Consider the following 17270-nt stretch of genomic DNA (forward strand, 5'->3'; position numbering starts at 1 on the left):
TCGCCATGAGCGCGGTGATGCGCCTGCGCGTGCTCCGGGTGCCGTCGCCCCTGGTGCGGCCGTTCATCACAGCCGTGCGCCGCACCGATCGCCTCGACGTCGTGCTCGTCGAGGCGACCGACGCCGACGGGCGCCGCGGATACGGTGAGGCCGCCACGAGCTGGCGCGTCACGGGGGAGAGCCCGCAGAGTGTCGCCGCCGCCGTCGCAGGTCCGCTCGCCGAGGCCGTACGCGGTCGCGACGCCGGCGACCCCGGGCTTGCTGTCGCCGTCGCGCGGTCGATCTGGGGAAACGCCGCCGCCCGCAGCGCGGTCGAGTGCGCCGTCGCGGACCTCGCCGCACAGCAGCAGGGGGTCTCGCTCGCGGCCGACCTGTCTCGCGCGCACGCCGTGCACGACTCCTCGAGGACGTCGCGCATCCGCACCGACATGACCCTGTCCGTGGGGGAGCCGGATGCGGTGGCAGCGCTTTCCGAGGAGTACGTCACCGCGGGGTTCGGGTGTCTCAAGCTCAAGGCCTCCGCTGTGCACGACACGGTCGCCGGACTCCGCGCCGTTCGTTCCGCGGTCGGGCCCGACGTCACGCTGCGGATCGACGCGAACCAGGCCTGGGACGCCGAGACCGCGATCCGCGTGATCCGTGCCGCCGAAGACGCAGGCCTCGGGATCGAACTCGTCGAGCAGCCCGTCGCCGCGCACGATCTCGATGCTCTCGCCGCCGTGACAGCGGCCGTCGACACCCCGATCATGGCCGATGAGTCGGTGCGCACGGCCCAGGACGTGCGCAGGGTCGCCGAGCGCGGAGCCGCCGATCTCGTGAACATCAAGCTCGCCAAGACGGGTGGACCGGCCGAGGCCCTCGCCGCCGCGGAAGCCGCACGAGAGGCGGGCCTGGGTGTCGTGATCGGCTGCATGATGGAGTCGCATGTCGGAGTGAGCGCCGCCGCCCACCTCGCAGCTGTCGTCGCCCCCGGTGTCGTGCACGACCTGGATGCGGCGTTCTGGCTGCAGCGGTCGCCGGTGATCGGCGGCGTCGTGCCGTCCGGAGACGTTCTGCTGCTGGAGGCGGACGCGGGTCTCGGCATCAGCGCCCTCGCCGCGGATGCGCACCCCGAGGTCCTGCTCGACCTCCCCGTCGGTGCGGAGGTGCGCGCATGACCGCCGCCGAAGCCGTCGGCGCCGTGCTCGCCATGGAATCCGCCCCTCGCGGCGTGGTCGCGGGTGTCGTCACCGATGCCGGGCGGGACATCGCCGCCGGCGGTCTGGTGGACCTCGCCGGAACGGCGATGACCACAGAGACTGCGTTCGACATCGCCTCGGTGTCGAAGGTCGCCGCGACCACCACCGCGATCCTGCGACTCGTGAGCCGGGGCGAGCTGGGCTTCGACGACCCGGTCGAGCGGTTCGTCCGCGGCACCGCGTGCGCGGCGGGAACCACCGTGCGCCACCTCCTGCAGCACCGCGCAGGACTCTGGGAATGGCAGCCGCTCTACCTCGATCGTGAGCACGCCGGCGACCCCGCCGCCGCGGTCGATGCGATCCCGCTGCGCTACGGCCTGGACGAAGGCCGCCACTACTCCGACCTCGGCTTCATGCTCCTCGGCCGCATCATCGCGGCCGTCACCGGCGCGCCGCTGGGTGCCGCCGTCCGCGAGCTCGTGACCGCACCCCTCGGCCTCGACCGCACCGGATACGGCCCGTTCGCCCCGCCCGTCGCCTCCTCCGCCGTCGGCGATGCCGCCGAGCGTCGCATGGTGGCCACGGGTGAGCCCTATCCGATCCTCACGACCGCGCGGGAGTTCGCTTGGCGCGACGACGAGATCGCCGGCGTCGTGAACGACGGCAACTGCTTCCACGCCCTCGGCGGCGTCGCAGGTCACGCCGGACTCTTCAGCACCGCCGGTGATCTGCTGACCCTCGGTGCTGCGCTGGCCGCGCCCGAGCGGCACCCTGAGCTGTGGGATCCGGATGCCGTCGCCGAGCTGTTCCGGGACGGACCGGACCCCGGACAGGCACTGGGCTGGCGCAGCGATGCGATCGCGGTCGCCGGTGGGCGGACCCGTCTGCTCTGGCACCCCGGCTACACAGGATGCGCGCTCGGACTCCTTCCGGGCACCGGCACGGCCGTGGTGCTGCTGAGCACCCGCCTCTTCGCCGCCGAGCCCGCACCGACCGAGGCGCTCTGGCGCACGGCACTCCCCGCGCTCGTGCCCGACGACAACGATCCCGACGACCACGATCCCGACGACAACGATCCCGACGACAACGAAGGAACGAGAACACCATGAGCACCACCGAGCCCGTGCTGAGCATCAGCGGCCTCGCCGTCGCCTTCCGGACCGGTTCCGAGCTGGTCACCGCGATCAGCGACGTCAACATCGACATCGCCGCCGGTGAGACCGTCGCGATCGTGGGGGAGTCGGGGTCGGGCAAGTCCACCACCGCGGCCGCGGTCAACCGTCTGCTCCCCGAGAACGGGGTGATCACGGCCGGCAGCATCCGCTTCGACGGGCGCGAGCTGACCGACCTCCCCGAGAACGCCATGATCTCGCTCCGCGGTGCCGGGATCGGCCTCGTGCCGCAGGACCCGATGTCGAACCTCAACCCGCTCATGCGCGTGGGCGAGCAGATCGGCGAGGCGCTCGAGGTGCACGGCCACACGCACGGCGACGCCACCAAGGCCCGAGTCGTCGAGCTTCTGGAGATGGTGGGGATCGCGGATGCCGCGCAGCGCGCCCACCAGTACCCGCACGAGTTCTCCGGCGGCATGCGCCAGCGCGTGCTGATCGCGATGGGCCTCGCCTGCAAGCCGCGCCTGCTGATCGCCGACGAGCCCACCTCCGCCCTCGACGTGACGGTGCAGCGCCGCATCCTCGACCAGCTCGACACGCTCACCGACGAGCTCGGCACCGCGGTCTTCCTGATCACGCACGACCTGGCCCTCGCCGCCGAGCGCGCAGATCGCATCGTCGTCATGTTCCGCGGTCGGGTGGTCGAGGAGGGCACCTCGGCGCAGGTGCTCGGTGCCCCGCAGCACGAGTACACCAAGCAGCTGCTCGCTGCGGCGCCCAGCCTCGCCTCGCGCCGCGATGTCCTGCCGCAGCGCGAGGCCGCCACGGGCACGCCGTTCGTCGAGATCCGCGACCTCCGCAAGGAGTTCGCCCTCCGCGCCCCCAAGGCCGGGGAGCCGCAGACGTTCACGGCGGTCGACGGCGTGAGCTTCGAGATCCGCCGCGGCACCACGGTGTCGATCGTGGGCGAGTCGGGCTCAGGCAAGTCGACCACGGCGAACATGGTGCTCGGACTCGAAGACGCCACGTCGGGGTCGATCCTGTTCGACGGGCTCGACCTGACCACGCTCCGCCGCAAGGAGCTGTTCGCCCTGCGCCGTCGCGTGCAGCCGGTGTTCCAGAACCCCTACGCCTCGCTCGATCCGCGCTACACGGTCGAGCAGTCGATCGCCGAGCCGCTGCGCGTGCACCGCATCGGCACCACGGCGTCGCGGCATGCCCGGGTGCTCGAGCTGCTGGAGCAGGTCGCGCTGCCCGCGGCGATGGCGGAGCGCCTACCGCACGAGCTGTCGGGTGGGCAGCGCCAGCGTGTCGCGATCGCCCGCGCCCTGGCGCTCGAACCCGAGCTCGTGGTGCTCGACGAGGCGGTGTCGGCGCTCGACGTGCTGGTGCAGGCGCAGATCCTCGACCTGCTCGCCGACCTGCAGAAGCGCCTGGGGCTGAGCTACCTCTTCATCAGTCACGACCTCGCCGTGGTGCGGATGATCTCCGACGAGGTGCACGTCATGCAGCGCGGCGTCGTGGTCGAGAGCGGCACGCCGGAGCGCATCTTCGACGCCCCGCAGCATCCCTACACGCGCGAGCTGCTCGCGGCGATCCCTGGAGCCTCGCTGGCGTCCTGAGCGAAGTTCTCCGGCGACCGCAGGCTCAGCGCCTGCGGTCGTCGTCGTCCCAGGGGCCTTCCCACCAGCCGGCGCGGCCGTCGTCCGAGCCGCCGCGTCCGCGGCGCGAGCGCACGAACTGCACGACGAACACCGTCAGCGAGCTGAGCAGGATCAGGAAGACGACGAGGAACAGCAGGTCGTTCTGGTTCATGGACGTTTCCCCTCCGCGGCATCCGCCACGATCTTCGCGATGCGGGCGGTCTTCGTCTCCGGCCGCTTGGCCATCGCGATCTGCGTGAGACCGAACTTCTTGATCGACTTCGGGAACGCATCCCAGTTCGCACGCGCGACGGGCACGGCATCGAGCGCGGCGGTGAACTCGTCGGGCTCGATCCCGGCCTCCGGTCCGTCGAGCAGCGTCCAGGAGCCGTTCGCCTTCGCCGCCTCGAGCACGCGGATGCCGGCCGGGGCGAGAAGCCCTGCTGCTTCGAGTTCGGCGATGCGCGCCTTGTTCGTCGCCGCCCACCCGCTGCCGGGGCGACGAGGGGAGAACCACTGCCCGGAGGCGCGGTCGTCCGTCCCGTCGTCGAACACACGCACGGGCCCGTCGATCCAACCGAAGCAGAGGGCGTGCCGCACGGCATCCTCGTAGCCGACGCCGTCGGAGGCGCCTCGCACGCTCAGCAGCCAGACGCCTCCCGTGCGCTCGTGGTTCTCGGCGAGCCAAGCGCGCCAGGCCGCGGCATCCGCCGCCCTGATCCGCTCGCCGTCGTCCAGTGCGCCCATGGGCTACTTCTTGGTCTTCACCGTCGTGATCGTCTCGGTGATCCGCGGCAGCAGGTCGGCCACCGACTGCACGATCTCGTCGGGGCGGAAGGGGTACTTCTCGATCTCGGCCTGGTCGCTGATGCCGGTCAGCACCAGCACGGTGTGCAGGCCCGCCTCGATGCCGGCCACGACGTCGGTGTCCATGCGGTCGCCGATCATGCCCGTGCGCTTCGAGTGCGCGCCGATCTTGTTCAGTGCAGAGCGGAACATCATCGGGTTCGGCTTGCCGACGACGTAGGGCTCCTTGCCCGTGGCCTTCGTGATGAGGGCGGCGATCGCGCCAGTGGCCGGGAGCGGTCCGTCGGTGCTCGGGCCCGTGGCGTCCGGGTTCGTGACGATGAAGCGCGCGCCGCCGATGATGAGGCGGATCGCCTTGGTGATCGCCTCGAACGAGTAGTTGCGCGTCTCGCCGACGACCACGAAGTCGGGGTTCGTCTCGGTCATGATGAAGCCGGCGTCGTGCAGCGCGGTGAGGATGCCGGCCTCTCCGATCACGAACGCCGAGCCTCCGGGAAGCTGCTGCTTCAGGAAATCGGCGGTCGCGAGCGCCGAGGTCCAGATGCGCTCCTCCGGCACGTGCAGTCCGCTGATGCGCAGGCGTGCCGACAGGTCGCGAGCGGTGAAGATCGAGTTGTTGGTGAGCACCAGGTACGGGATCCCCGCGCTCTCCCATCCGGCGAGCAGTTCGGACGCTCCGGGGATGGCGTCGTTCTCATGGACGAGCACGCCGTCCATGTCGGTGAGCCAGCATTCGATGTCATCACGTTGTGCCATGTGCACAGCCTAGAGGGCAGGGGTGACGCGCACCTGACCGTGTTGCAGAGGGAGCTAGGCGCTGAGCCAGACCACCTGTGCCGCCTCGTCGGGAAGCGCCGTCTCCGTGCCGTCGATCTCGACCCCGGATGCCGTGACCGTCACGGTCGATGCGACCGTCAGCCCGAGGGGCTCGAGGGCTCGAAGCAGCTCGGGGTCGCGGTCGTCGACCCGCAGCACGCGCCCCGTGTGCCCGACCGGCGCATCCGCGAGCAGCACGAACGGCTCGCGCTCGATGCGGCCGTCGGCGTCGGGGATCGCATCGCCGTGGGGGTCGAAGCGGGGGCGTCCCAGACGGGCGTCGATGCCCTCGAGCAGCCGGTCGCTGATGGTGTGCTCGAGCACCTCGGCCTCGTCGTGCACCTCGTCCCAGCCGTAGCCGAACTCCTGTACCAGCCAGGTCTCGACCAGCCGGTGCCGGCGCACCATGGCGAGGGCGCGGGCCGTGCCGGCCTCCGTCAGTCGCACCGCACCGTAGGGCACGTGCGACACGAGTCCGGCGGCGGCGAGCTTCTTCACCATTTCGGTGACCGACGACGGAGCGATGCCGAGCTTCGCGGCGAGCACCGAGGGAGTGATCGGTGCGTCCTGCCACTCGGTGTGCGCGTAGACGGTCTTCAGATAGTCGTCAGCTGCAGGGGATGCCACCGGACCAGCCTACGTGGTGCTCTCGCGTGCCCATGCGGTGAGTCCGTGGATGAGGGCGCGCACGCCGATCTCGAACGTGCGCCGGGCGGGATCCGTGCTGAGCCGCGCGCGGGCGGCCTCGGCCTCGGCGAAGGTGGGGAACTGCGCAGCGAGCGCGCCCGGAGCCATGTTGTCCGCCGGGGCGAGGGCATCCAGTGCGGAGCCGATGATGAACGACTCCAGGGCGACGATGGCGTCCACGATGGTGTCGGTCGGCCAGCTGTCGGCGGCGAGCAGTCGGGCGATCTGCTCGTAGTCGGCGAACGAGCCCTCGTCGGCGTCGATCGGCGAGGTCGCGAGCATGACCATGGCCTCCGGTGCGGCGATCGCGGCCTCACGGTAGCTGTGCGCCCAGGTGAGAAGCGCGTCTTCGACCGGCATCTCGTGGAGCACGGGGGAGACGAGTGCGCGGCTCACCTGCCCGCGCATCGCCCGGATCACGGCGTCCCGGTTCGCGAAGTGGTGGTAGAGCGCCGAGGTGCGGACACCCAGCGATTCGGCGAGTGCGGTCATCGTGAACTGGCGCGGAGTGCGCTGAGCGCTGAGCGCGAACGCGGCCTTCAGGATGCGCTCCTCGGTGAGCACCTGGGTCGACGGGCGACCGACTCTGCGCGGAGATTTCGTCATCGTGCTCGATTCTGCTCAGGCGTCTGGTATTTTATTGAAACTCTTTCAATACCGAACGATTCACCACGACGAAGGTACAGCCCATGACCGGTTTCGACGCCGACACCATTGTCACCGGCGCGCACGTGGTGACGATGGACCCGCGCCGCCCGCACGCCACAGCCTTCGCCGTGCGCGACGGCCGCTTCCTCGCCGTCGGCGACGACGACCTGGTGCGTGAACTGCGCGGACCCCACACCGTCGTCCACGATCTCGGCGGCGCAGCGGTGACCCCCGGACTCATCGATGCGCACCTGCATCCCATTCAGGGCATCGAGCTGACGGCGGGGATCGACCTCGGCGGCCTGACCACCGGCTCCGCTCTCCTCGCGGCGCTTCGAGCCGAAGCCGATCGCGCGCTCGCCGAGGACCCCGACCCGTGGGTGCGCGGCTGGAACCTCGACTACGACGTGTTCCACGAGCTGCCGATGACGGCGGCGGCGATCGAAGACGCGGTGCGCGGACTCCCGGCGCTGCTGATCGTGTTCGACGGGCACACCGCCCTCGCCAGTCGTGCGGGACTCGCGCGTGCGGGCATCACCGGCGCGCGCGCGTTCGAGGACTCGTCGTGCGTGGTCGTCGATGCCGATGGCCGCCCCACCGGGGAGCTGCGCGAGCTCGGCGCCTACGAGCCCGTGCGGCTGAGCGCCCCTGCGCTGACCCGCGATCAGACCCTCGCCGTCGGACACGAGCTGCTGCGTGGCCTGCGCGACTCCGGCCTCACCGGCGGCACGATCATGGACGGCGGCTTCGCCACGCTCGACCTGCTCGACGCCCTGGAGCAGGGGCCAGGACTGCCGATCCGCATCGTGTCGGCCATCGACCACGAACCCGGTTTCGACGACGAGCGCACGGTCGCCAACCTCGCCATGCGCGACCGGCGCGGCGACCGGTGGCGCGGCGGGGTGGTCAAGCTCTACGCCGACGGCGTGGTCGAGACCGGAACCGCCTGGCTCCACGAGCCGGATACCGCAGGGGCGGGCCTGGAGCCGTTCTGGAAGGATGCCGCCGCGTACGCCCGCACCGTGCGGCGATACGCCGAGGCCGGGTTCCAGGTGGCGACCCACGCGATCGGCGATCGTGCCGTCGGGGAAGTCGTCGACGCCTATCTCGCCGCCGGTGTGCGCAGCGCCGGTGGAGCCCCGCACCGCATCGAGCACCTCGAGACGACGACCGACCGCGACGTTGCACGCATCGCCGCTGCGGGGATCACCGCCTCCATGCAGCCTCTGCACATGCAGTGGCGCAAGGCCGACGGCTCGGATGACTGGTCGCACCGGTTGGGTCCCATTCGCGCCGCCCGCGCCTGGCGAGTGCGCGACTACTGGGAGGCCGGAGCACCCCTCGCCCTCGGATCCGATTGGCCCATCGCGCAGAACGACGCCCGCATCGGCCTCGCGTGGTCGATGCTGCGCCGGCGTCCCGGCGACCCCGACGCCCCGGTGTTCGAGCCCGCCCAGGCGCTCACCCCCTACCAGGCGCTGCACGGCTACACCGTGGGCGCCGCCCTGGCCCAGGGAGATGCCGACCTCGGCCGCATCGCCCCCGGGTTCCGCGCCGACTACGCCGTGTGGGCGGAGAACCCGCTGCACGTCGCCCCGGACGACCTCCCCGACCTTCCCGTACAGGGGACGGTCGTCGGCGGCGTCGAGCCCTGACCCCCGGCTCGACCGCACCACTCGCACGCTCTTCGCACCCGCATCCCTTCACACTGAGGTGACTCCCATGCCTGAATTCGGCGCACTCGCGCTCCTGCCCATCGTGGTGATCCTGATCGTCGCGGTCGCCACCCGCCGCACCCTGTTCGCCCTGTTCTGCGGCACCGTAGCCGGGGCGCTGATCCTCGGTGGCTGGGGTGGCTTCGACGTCTGGGTCGAGTACACGGGCAAAGCCCTCTCCAACGCCACGGCGCAGTGGCTGCTGCTGATCGTCGCGCTGTTCGGCATCCTGATGATGCTGTTCGAGAAGTCGGGCATCGTCACCGACTTCGCACGCTGGGCGGAGCGATTCGTCACCTCGCGGCGCAAGTCGACCGTGCTGACGTTCCTGCTCTCGGTCGTGCTGTTCGTCGACGACTACCTGAACGTGCTGACCACGGGTACCTCGATGAAGCCCGTGACCGATCGCTACCGGGTACCCCGCACCCAGCTCGGCGCGATCATGAAGATGACGGCCGCACCCATCGCCGTGCTCGTCCCCGTCTCGACGTGGGCGCTGTTCTTCTCCGGTCTGTTCGAGGCGCAGGGCGTCACGGTCGGCGGCACGGGGTTCGGCGCCTACCTGCAGGCGATCCCGTTCATCTTCTTCGGGTGGGCGGCACTCGCCGTCGCCCTGCTGATGAGCATCGGCTGGCTGCCGAAGCTCGGCGTGATCAAGCGCGACGCGATCCGAGCGGAGCGAGACGGCGACGTCTTCCCGCTCGGCACCACCGACGACGAGCGGCGGGCCGAGGGGGCCGCTCTCCTCGCCGAAATCAAGGCCGACGACCCCGACGGATCGACCGCGCAGCGGGTGGCCACCGCGCTCGCGACCTCTGCCGACACCGGGCGCAAGCCGCAGCCCTGGGGCTTCCTGATCGCGATGGCCGTGCTGGTCGGGGTGACGATCGCCACCAACGCGAACGTCGTGGCCGGCACGGCCGCGGCTCTCGCCGTCACTCTGGTGATCGTGCTCGTGCAGCGCCGACTCAGCATCCGCGGGGTGCTGGATGCCGCGCTCGAGGGTATCGAGAGCATGCTGTTCGTGATGATCCTCACGGTCCTCGCGTTCATGGTGCAGGAGATGAACATCACCCTGCAGCTCGCGGAGTTCGTGATCCAGGTCACCGAGCCGGTGCTCACCCCGGCACTGCTGCCGGCGATCGTGTTCGCAGTGTGCGGCATCTACGCGTACGCCACCGGATCGTTCTGGGACCTCGCCGCGGTGATCACCCCGGTCGTCCTGCCGCTGGCGCTCGCGCTCGGCGCCGACCCGATCCTCGCGGGCGCCGCGGTGTTCTCGGGAGCGGCGCTGGGCAGCACCACCTGCCTCTACGGCGACGGCATCATCCTCGCGTCGAGGTCGATCGGCATCAAGCCGATCAACCTCATGCTCGCGATCCTGCCGTACGCGGGCATCGCCGCAGGGCTGTCGTTCGTGCTCTACCTGGTCACGGGCTTCGTCACGGCGTAGTCCACGCCGACCCGATCCTCGCGCGGATCAGCCCAGTGTCGTCAGGATGATGAAGGCGGCCTGACCGGCGAAGAACAGGACGAGGAATCCGAGGAGGGCGGCGGCCAGTGACAGTCGGCCGTCGAACCCCTCGACCTCGGCCATGCCGATCTTGCGCGCACGGAATGCCATCACGAGCGTGGCGACGCCGAGCGCGACCTGCACCCAGGGGCTGGCGAGGCCGATGACCGTGGGGAAGGCGATCAGCAGGCCGCCGATCACGCCGGTCGCGAAGCCGATCCAGGTGAGGATGCGGACGTTGCGGCGGGCGCTCTCGGCAGACATGCATCGAGCCTATCCGGGCTCAGGCTCCCGTCAGCACCAGCCAGAGCAGGGCGCCGTTGAGCGCGATCAGCAGCATAGAGGCGAGGACCCCCGCCGCCGTCGTCCACCGTCGGTTGACCCAGGCGCCGAGGGTGCGTCGCTGCGCGGTGAGCACGACCAGGGGGATCAGCGCGAACGGGATGCCGAACGACAGCACCACCTGGCTGAGGACCAGGGCGAGCGTCGGGTCGAAGCCGATGCCGAGGATCACGAGCGCGGGGATCAGCGTCACCAGTCGACGCACGAGCAGCGGGATGCGCACATGCAGCAGGCCGTGCATGATCTCCGCCCCGGCGTAGGCGCCGACCGAGGTCGAGGCCAGGCCCGAGGCGAGCAGACCCACGGCGAAGAAGGTCGCCACGACCGGTCCGAGTCCGGCGGCGAGGGCGGCATGGGCCCCCTCCAGCGAGTCGGTGCCCTCGACACCGGCGAGGTTCGCTGCCGCGAGCAGGAGGATGCAGAGGTTGACGGAACCGGCGATCACCATGGCGATCGAGACATCCCAGCGGGTGGCCGTGAGCAGGCGGCGGATGCGCGAGGTCTCGGTGCGCACGGCCTCGTCGCCGGCGTGGGAGGTTGTCGCACCGAAACGGTCGCGGGCGAGCGAGGAGTGCGCGTAGATCGCGTGCGGCATGATGGTCGCCCCGAGGATGGACGCGGCCAGCAGGACCGAACCGGTGTCCTGGAAGCGGGGGACCATCCCGCCGATGACTCCTGCCGGGTCCGGTGGTGCGACGAAGACTCCGGCGACGAAGCCGATCGTGATGATGGCCATGAGCCCGATGATCACGAACTCGAACGGACGGGCGCCGCGCCGGCTCTGCACCGTGAGCAGGATCATCGAGACCGCACCGGTGATCAGGCCGCCGAGCAGCAGCGGCACGTCGAACAGCAGATTGAGGGCGACCGCGCCGCCGATGACCTCGGCCAGGTCGGTGGCCATCGCGACGAGCTCGGCCTGCAGCCAGTAGGCGCGGCGCGCCCAGGGCCGCTTCAGCCGTGCGCCCAGCACTTCGGGAAGGCTCTGCCCGGTGACGACCCCCAGCTTGGCGGAGAGGTACTGGATCAGCCACGCCATCACGTTGCCGGCGAGCACCACCCACACCAGCAGGTAGCCGTACTGCGCGCCTGCGGTCATGTTGCTGGCGACGTTGCCGGGGTCGAGGTAGGCGACGCCGGCGACGAGGGCGGGTCCGAGCAGCCACAGGCTCCGCGGAGCCCGGGCCGCGGGCGCGGCGGGAGCCGTCATCGGGAGTGAGGAATTTTTAGGCACACCGAAACCGTAGCGCATTTTTCGGTACACCTAAATATCTCGGGCGCTCATTGCTCGGGTCGCGTTCGCAGGGGCGAGGGCAGGCAGGAGTGCGCGGCGGCGATAGCCTGGCGGGATGGAAGACGCCGCGCCGGACAGCACGACCCCCGACGTTCCCGCGGACGCGGTGAGCACGGGTTCGATCGCCCAGCCCGGCTACGGCGTCGGCCCCTGGCCGGGGGGCGAGGATGCGTGGCCGGCCGGTGAGCAGTACGACCCCGAGCTCCTCGCTGCAGGAGACACCCGCAACGTGATCGACCGCTATCGCTACTGGCGGATGGAGGCGATCGTCGCCGACCTCGACACGCAGCGGCATCCGTTCCATGTCGCGATCGAGAACTGGCAGCACGACATGAACATCGGGTCGATCGTGCGCAGCGCCAACGCCTTCCTCGCCGACACCGTGCACATCATCGGTCGCCGTCGATGGAATAAGCGGGGGGCCATGGTCACCGACCGCTACCAGCACGTCGTGCACCACGAAGACGTCGAGACGTTCGCCGCCTGGGCCGCCTCCGAAGCGCTCCCGATCATCGCAGTCGACAACGTCGAGGGTGCGGTGCCGGTCGACAGAGCCGACCTGCTGCAGCGCTGCGTGCTGCTGTTCGGTCAGGAGGGACCGGGGCTCTCGCACGAGGCGCTCGCCGCTGCCTCCGCGCACATCGAGATCACCCAGTACGGCTCGACCCGTTCGATCAACGCCAGCGCGGCAGCCGCCGTGATCATGTACGAGTGGTGCCGGAGATACGCGGGCTGAGCCCGCGCAGAGACCCTCTCGACAGGGGGTGACCGCGGGCGTAGCGTGAGTGCCGATCGAGGAGGCCGACATGGCAGGCGTCACACCCATCCGTCCGTATCTCTGGTTCGTCGACAGTGCGCAGGAGGCGATGGACTACTACGTCTCGGTGTTCCCGAACTCGTCGATCGACAGCGTGACCCTCTACCCCGACGAGAACCTCAGCGAGCATTTCGAAGGGATGACCGGGAAGGTCATCAACGGCGAGTTCACCCTGAACGGCACGAGGTTCGGCTGCATCGACGGCGGGCCGAAGTTCGCCTTCAACGAGGCGATCTCGTTCGTGATCGAGTGCGCCGACCAGGCGGAGATCGACCACTACTGGCGGGCGCTGTCCGCGGTCCCCGAGTCGGAGGCGTGCGGGTGGTGCAAGGACCGGTTCGGTGTGAGCTGGCAGGTCATCCCCGCCGGGCTCGACCTTCTGCAGCAGCGGCCGGAGCAGATCCAGGCCCTGATGCACATGAAGAAGATCGTGATCGCGGAGCTCGAGATCGCCTGACCGGTCAGCGTCGCACGGCGTCACCCGCGGTCGATGCCGAACAGGTGACGGTAGATCGCGTTGACGTCGCGATCCAGGTGATCGATTCGCCCGTGCACCGCTCCGATCTCTGTCCGCACATTCGCGAACTCGCTCCGCATCTCGGTGCGTACGCTCGCGAACTCGTTCCGGAACTCGGTCCGCACGCTCGCGAACTCGTTCCGCATCTCCGTCCGCACGCCGTCGAACCCGTTCTGCATCGTGCGAAGGAACATCGTCGAGATCAGCGTGATGGTGCCGAACATCCCCGCGGCGAAGACGCCGATCAGTGTCCAGACCTGTGGTTCCGTCATCCCCAGCATCCCTTCAGTGTCACCCGATCATCGTCGAAGGCGCCAGGGGTCGGCGACGTAGTATTCCGCGGATTCCGGCGGTTGTGGAGAAGTGGTGAAGGTGCAGATCAGTGCAGCATGAGACCACTCGCCGTCAGGCCGCGGCGGCAAGCCAGCGCCCCGATCGCACGCGCCACCCCAGGGTGCCGAGCCGTGCGAGAAGGTAGACGCCGAAGAAGGCGAGCGCGAGCCAGACGAGACCGGCGGTGCCGTCGACCCCGGTCGCGGCCACGATCCAGAGCGCGGGCAGGAACGGCACCAGGTTGAGGCCACCAGCGATCGCGAGGTATCGGGCGTCGTTCGCCCCCATGAGCACCCCGTCGAGCACGAAGACGACACCGGCGATCGGCTGGGCGACTGCGAGCACGAGCAGCGCGGGCTGCACGAGCGCCGCGATCTCGGCATCGCCCGTGAAGACGATTCCGAGCACCCCGGAAGCTGCGGCGATCAGTCCGCCGACGATCACGCCGAACCAGGCTCCCCAGGCGACGGTGCGGGCGAGCACACGGTGCACCTGCTGCTCGTCTCCGGCTCCGAGCTCCTTGCCGATGAGCGCCTGGGCCGCGATCGCGAGCGCGTCGAGGGCGAAGGCCGCCGCCGAGAAGATCGTGAACACGATCTGCCATCCGGCGAGCTCGTCGGTGCCGATGCCGGTCGCCACACCCACGGTCGCGAGCAGGGCCACGCGCAGGCTCACGGTGCGCAGGAACAGCCATCCACCCGACGTCGCGGTGTTGCGCAGGCCCGCGCTCTGCGCGCGCAACGAGGCGCTGTGACGCGTGGCGAGGCGGCGGACGACCAGCACGTAGGCGGCGACCATCCCCCACTGCGCGGTCACGGTTCCGGCGGCGGATCCGGCGATGCCCCAGCCGAGTCCGTAGATGAACAGCCAATTGAGCAGGGCGTTCGCGCCGAAACCGAGTCCCGCGATCCACAGCGGCGTCATGGTGTCCTGCATGCCGCGCAGCAGTCCGGTCGCGGCGAACACGATGAGCATCGCCGGCAGGCCCCACATCGAGATCACCAGGTACTCGTTCGCCTGAGCGGCGACGGCTTCACCCGCACCGAACAGGGAGACCAGCCAGGGAGCGGAGACGGCGCCGATCACCGCGAGCACGGCGCCGAGCCCGAGCGCCAGCCACATGCCGTTGACGCCGACGGAGACGGCCTCGCCGGGCTGCCCCGCACCGAAGCGTCGAGCGACAGCGGGGGTGGTCGAATAGGCCAGGAAGACCATGAGCCCGACGATCGTCTGGAGCACGGCGCCCGCGATGCCGAGACCGGCGAGTGGGGTGGTTCCGAGGTGTCCGACGAGCGCGGCATCCACGATCAGGAACGCCGGCTCCGCGATCAGAGCGCCGAGGGCCGGGACGGCCAACCGCAGGATGTCTCGATTGAGGGAGGCACGCGCGGTCATCCTCCGAGCCTATGACCTGGGACCGACCCCGCCTTCCGTGCTGCCTCCGTCTGCGACCGCCGTCATAGGGTGGGAGGGAGCTCGGATGCACGGAGGTGCCTCATGACGGATCCCCGAGACGCGGCGGCGCGGTATCTCGCGAGCAGGCAGAACGGCGAGAGCGCCGACGGCGACGAGGAGTCGGGTACGCCGCCGGGGATCGCCGCGGCGGTCGATCGTGCCGCGTTCATCGAGACGGCCATCCAGGTGGCGATCCGCCGCGGAGAGTTCGACGACCTGCCCGGCGCGGGCAAACCCCTCGAAGGACTCGGCACCCACCACGACCCCGACTGGTGGATCCGCCGGAAGATCGAGACCGAGAACCTGACCGGTCTCGGGCCCCCGGCGATCCTGCTGCGCACGGAAGACCGGGAACTGAACGACCAGCTCGATCTGCTCGGTCGCGAGTCGGATGTGCGCACCGTCGTCGAAGACTTCAACCGGCGTGTGCGGGAAGCGCGCCGCCAGCTCCAGGGCGGTCCGCCTGTCGTCACGTCACCCCGCGACGTCGACGCCGAGGTGGCCGCCTGGGCGGAGCGTCGGGCGGCGCGGCCGAACGCCGCCCCCGCCGAGCAGCCGCGACGCCGACGCTTCCGCGTGCGGCGCCGCAGCTGACGGATTCACCCGGGTCTCCGCCCGGTCGCTCGCGACCGACGTGCACGAAACCATCCGTCCATCCCGAACCGTCCCGAACCGGGCAGGAGGAGGACGACCGCGGAGAGCACGACCATCGCCGGATACTGTGCGATCAGCTGATCGGCGCTCCAATAGAGCATCAGCGTCCCGATCGACACGAAGGCCGCGATCCTGGTCAGCGATCCCGCGACCAGCAGCACTCCGAGAACGACCTCGAGAGCGGGCATCACCACACCGAACAGAGCCGGCGCCGTCCCCATGACCGACCCGAGCGGCTCGAAGAACCACGGCACCCGAGGGTTCCCCTCCGTGCTCTGCGCCACCAACTCGATGTCGGCCGCCCCGAATCCGGCGCGGTACTTCAGGAAGCCCTCGATCATCCAGAGCACCCCGACCGCCACCCTGGCCCCGCCGCCGAGCAGCGACAGGGTCAGGGCGCCTGCGGGTCGCGATCCGGTCATGAGAGCTCGGCTGCTCCGAACACGGCCTTCGCCTTGTCGCAGTGGATCACGACATACGAGTACTTCGAGGTGTCGACACCGTCGAGCGTGAAGGTCTGCGTGGCGGTGTCGAACGAGACGGCGTCGACGAGCATGCCGGCGGAGACGGCGGCCTCATCGGTGCCGTCGGTGAGATAGACGTGCAGATCGGGACCCTCGTCGGACGAGAAGCCGGACAGGGTGATCGCGTCGTCGGTCACGGTGACGGTGCCGGACACCGTCTTCTCGTTCAGGCCCATGAACGCCCCGGTCTTCTCTGCCATCGTCATCGCGGCACCCGAGTCCGCGCTCTGCGACGCCGATGACGAGGGCGTGGTGTCCTCGGTCGCTGCGGGCGAGCTGCACGCCGACAGGGCGAGGGCGAGGGCGAGGGTGAGGGCCGCTGTGGCGGCGAGAGCGATCTTGCGCATGAGGTTCTCCTGTTCACTGTGTGTGCGACGGTGTGGCCGCGACGACGGATGCCGCGGCGGATCGCACTTCGAAGAACGCTATGAACGAGACGAGCGCCGCGGGGAAGACCTTTCGGGACCGTAAGGAACCGCACGATGGCGCGGATCGCGCGACTAGTGTCGACCCCATGCAGGAGGCAACCGAGGTCGTCGTGGTCGAAGACGACCCCACCGTCAGGGAGGCGGTGGGGGCGTACCTGCGGGCCAACGGCTACGCGGTCTCCAGCTTCGGTGACGGGGTCTCGGCGCGCACGGCGCTGCGTGACACCGTCCCCGATGTGGTGATCGTCGATCGAATGCTGCCCGGCATCAGCGGCGACGAGCTGTGCCGCGATCTGCGCTCGTTCTCCGACGTGCCCATCATGATGCTCACCGCGCTCGGGCAGGTGGATGACCGCATCGAGGGCTTCGAGTTCGGCGTCGACGACTACCTCGCGAAGCCGTTCTCGCTGCGGGAGCTTCTCCTGCGGGTCGGGGCGCTCGTGCGCCGCTCGCAGGTGGTGCAGGCCTCGGTCGGCGAGGTGCGCGCCGGCGTCTTCGTGATCGATCCCCTCCGGCGTCGGGTCTGGGTGCGCCAGGAGGAGGTCCCCCTCACCGCGCGCGAGTACGACCTGCTGCACTTCCTGGTGCGCAACCAGGGGCGCCCGCTCGGGCGCGACGAGATCCTCCGTGAGGCCTGGGGGTGGAGCTTCGGTGAGGCCTCGACGGTCACCGTGCACGTGCGCCGGCTGCGGGAGAAGATCGAGGTGGATCCTCGAGACCCCATCCACCTGCGCACGCAATGGGGCGTCGGCTATCGATTCTCGGCGGAGGGGGACCGCTCGTGATC

The 17270-nt window shown here is 70.0% G+C and carries 20 protein-coding genes; 9 read left to right on the forward strand and 11 right to left on the reverse strand.

Translation table 11 applies throughout. From position 1 onward, the window contains the following. Positions 1-5: 5 nt before the first annotated feature. The 3 genes from F6W70_RS01125 to F6W70_RS01135 are packed head-to-tail and all read left to right on the forward strand — an operon-like array spanning position 6 to position 3912. Positions 6-1157, forward strand: coding sequence for a mandelate racemase/muconate lactonizing enzyme family protein (locus F6W70_RS01125; protein WP_170287839.1), 1152 nt, complete (start codon positions 6-8; stop codon positions 1155-1157). After that, complete coding sequence (locus F6W70_RS01130; RefSeq protein WP_151485699.1) at positions 1154-2287, forward strand: serine hydrolase domain-containing protein; 1134 nt, start codon at positions 1154-1156, stop codon at positions 2285-2287. Before F6W70_RS01125 ends, F6W70_RS01130 begins: the two co-directional genes overlap by 4 nt. Continuing rightward, positions 2284-3912, forward strand: coding sequence for an ABC transporter ATP-binding protein (locus F6W70_RS01135; protein ID WP_151485700.1), 1629 nt, complete (start codon positions 2284-2286; stop codon positions 3910-3912). Before F6W70_RS01130 ends, F6W70_RS01135 begins: the two co-directional genes overlap by 4 nt. 25 nt (positions 3913-3937) lie before the next feature. Here F6W70_RS01135 and F6W70_RS17735 read toward each other — a convergent pair whose 3' ends face one another. From F6W70_RS17735 to F6W70_RS01155, 5 genes are read right to left on the reverse strand one after another with little or no spacing between them, the layout of a single operon-like run. Then, positions 3938-4105, reverse strand: a complete 168-nt coding sequence (locus F6W70_RS17735; protein WP_167497469.1) for a hypothetical protein — start codon at positions 4103-4105, stop codon at positions 3938-3940. Further along, positions 4102-4680 (reverse strand): YdeI/OmpD-associated family protein, encoded by a 579-nt coding sequence (locus tag F6W70_RS01140; RefSeq protein ID WP_055866232.1) that lies wholly within the window; start codon positions 4678-4680, stop codon positions 4102-4104. The genes F6W70_RS17735 and F6W70_RS01140 overlap by 4 nt, the downstream gene beginning before the upstream one ends. A gap of 3 nt (positions 4681-4683) precedes the next feature. Next, on the reverse strand, positions 4684-5496 hold the full coding sequence (locus F6W70_RS01145) for an HAD-IIA family hydrolase (RefSeq protein ID WP_021198233.1): 813 nt from the start codon (positions 5494-5496) through the stop codon (positions 4684-4686). A 54-nt stretch (positions 5497-5550) separates the two neighbouring features. Continuing rightward, entirely contained in the window at positions 5551-6183 is a 633-nt protein-coding gene (locus F6W70_RS01150) for a metal-dependent transcriptional regulator (protein WP_141388066.1), read from the reverse strand. Positions 6184-6192: 9 nt separating this feature from the next. Continuing rightward, positions 6193-6849 carry a TetR/AcrR family transcriptional regulator gene (locus F6W70_RS01155; protein ID WP_151485701.1) on the reverse strand — a complete coding sequence of 219 codons (657 nt, stop codon included), beginning with the start codon at positions 6847-6849 and terminating at the stop codon, positions 6193-6195. Positions 6850-6932: 83 nt separating this feature from the next. On the opposite strand from F6W70_RS01155, the gene F6W70_RS01160 reads away from it, so the two are divergent. Beyond that, complete coding sequence (locus F6W70_RS01160) at positions 6933-8546, forward strand: amidohydrolase (RefSeq protein WP_151485702.1); 1614 nt, start codon at positions 6933-6935, stop codon at positions 8544-8546. Between the two features lie 67 nt (positions 8547-8613). Further along, complete coding sequence (locus F6W70_RS01165; RefSeq protein ID WP_151485703.1) at positions 8614-10059, forward strand: Na+/H+ antiporter NhaC family protein; 1446 nt, start codon at positions 8614-8616, stop codon at positions 10057-10059. A 27-nt stretch (positions 10060-10086) separates the two neighbouring features. Here F6W70_RS01165 and F6W70_RS01170 read toward each other — a convergent pair whose 3' ends face one another. Then, positions 10087-10383 carry a hypothetical protein gene (locus F6W70_RS01170; protein WP_017829573.1) on the reverse strand — a complete coding sequence of 99 codons (297 nt, stop codon included), beginning with the start codon at positions 10381-10383 and terminating at the stop codon, positions 10087-10089. Positions 10384-10402: 19 nt separating this feature from the next. Beyond that, a complete protein-coding gene (locus tag F6W70_RS01175) occupies positions 10403-11671 on the reverse strand; it encodes an Nramp family divalent metal transporter (RefSeq protein WP_151485704.1) in 1269 nt (422 codons plus the stop codon). A 139-nt stretch (positions 11672-11810) separates the two neighbouring features. On the opposite strand from F6W70_RS01175, the gene F6W70_RS01180 reads away from it, so the two are divergent. Next, positions 11811-12491 (forward strand): TrmH family RNA methyltransferase, encoded by a 681-nt coding sequence (locus F6W70_RS01180; protein ID WP_318278770.1) that lies wholly within the window; start codon positions 11811-11813, stop codon positions 12489-12491. A 70-nt stretch (positions 12492-12561) separates the two neighbouring features. Further along, positions 12562-13029 (forward strand): VOC family protein, encoded by a 468-nt coding sequence (locus tag F6W70_RS01185; RefSeq protein ID WP_151485705.1) that lies wholly within the window; start codon positions 12562-12564, stop codon positions 13027-13029. Positions 13030-13049: 20 nt separating this feature from the next. Here F6W70_RS01185 and F6W70_RS01190 read toward each other — a convergent pair whose 3' ends face one another. Both F6W70_RS01190 and F6W70_RS01195 read right to left on the reverse strand, forming a co-directional pair. Beyond that, entirely contained in the window at positions 13050-13361 is a 312-nt protein-coding gene (locus tag F6W70_RS01190) for a hypothetical protein (RefSeq protein ID WP_055866925.1), read from the reverse strand. Between the two features lie 133 nt (positions 13362-13494). Next, positions 13495-14817 (reverse strand): MATE family efflux transporter, encoded by a 1323-nt coding sequence (locus F6W70_RS01195; protein ID WP_151485706.1) that lies wholly within the window; start codon positions 14815-14817, stop codon positions 13495-13497. Between the two features lie 102 nt (positions 14818-14919). On the opposite strand from F6W70_RS01195, the gene F6W70_RS01200 reads away from it, so the two are divergent. Next, a complete protein-coding gene (locus F6W70_RS01200) occupies positions 14920-15471 on the forward strand; it encodes a DnaJ family domain-containing protein (protein ID WP_151485707.1) in 552 nt (183 codons plus the stop codon). A gap of 5 nt (positions 15472-15476) precedes the next feature. On the opposite strand, the gene F6W70_RS01205 is transcribed toward F6W70_RS01200, so the two are convergent. After that, entirely contained in the window at positions 15477-15953 is a 477-nt protein-coding gene (locus tag F6W70_RS01205; protein WP_151485708.1) for a DoxX family membrane protein, read from the reverse strand. Further along, complete coding sequence (locus F6W70_RS01210) at positions 15950-16402, reverse strand: DM13 domain-containing protein (RefSeq protein WP_151485709.1); 453 nt, start codon at positions 16400-16402, stop codon at positions 15950-15952. The genes F6W70_RS01205 and F6W70_RS01210 overlap by 4 nt, the downstream gene beginning before the upstream one ends. Before the next feature lie 167 nt (positions 16403-16569). On the opposite strand from F6W70_RS01210, the gene F6W70_RS01215 reads away from it, so the two are divergent. Then, positions 16570-17268 carry a response regulator transcription factor gene (locus tag F6W70_RS01215; RefSeq protein ID WP_151485710.1) on the forward strand — a complete coding sequence of 233 codons (699 nt, stop codon included), beginning with the start codon at positions 16570-16572 and terminating at the stop codon, positions 17266-17268. Positions 17269-17270: the final 2 nt, after the last annotated feature.

The organism is Microbacterium maritypicum, assembly GCF_008868125.1.
Classification (GTDB): domain Bacteria; phylum Actinomycetota; class Actinomycetes; order Actinomycetales; family Microbacteriaceae; genus Microbacterium; species Microbacterium maritypicum.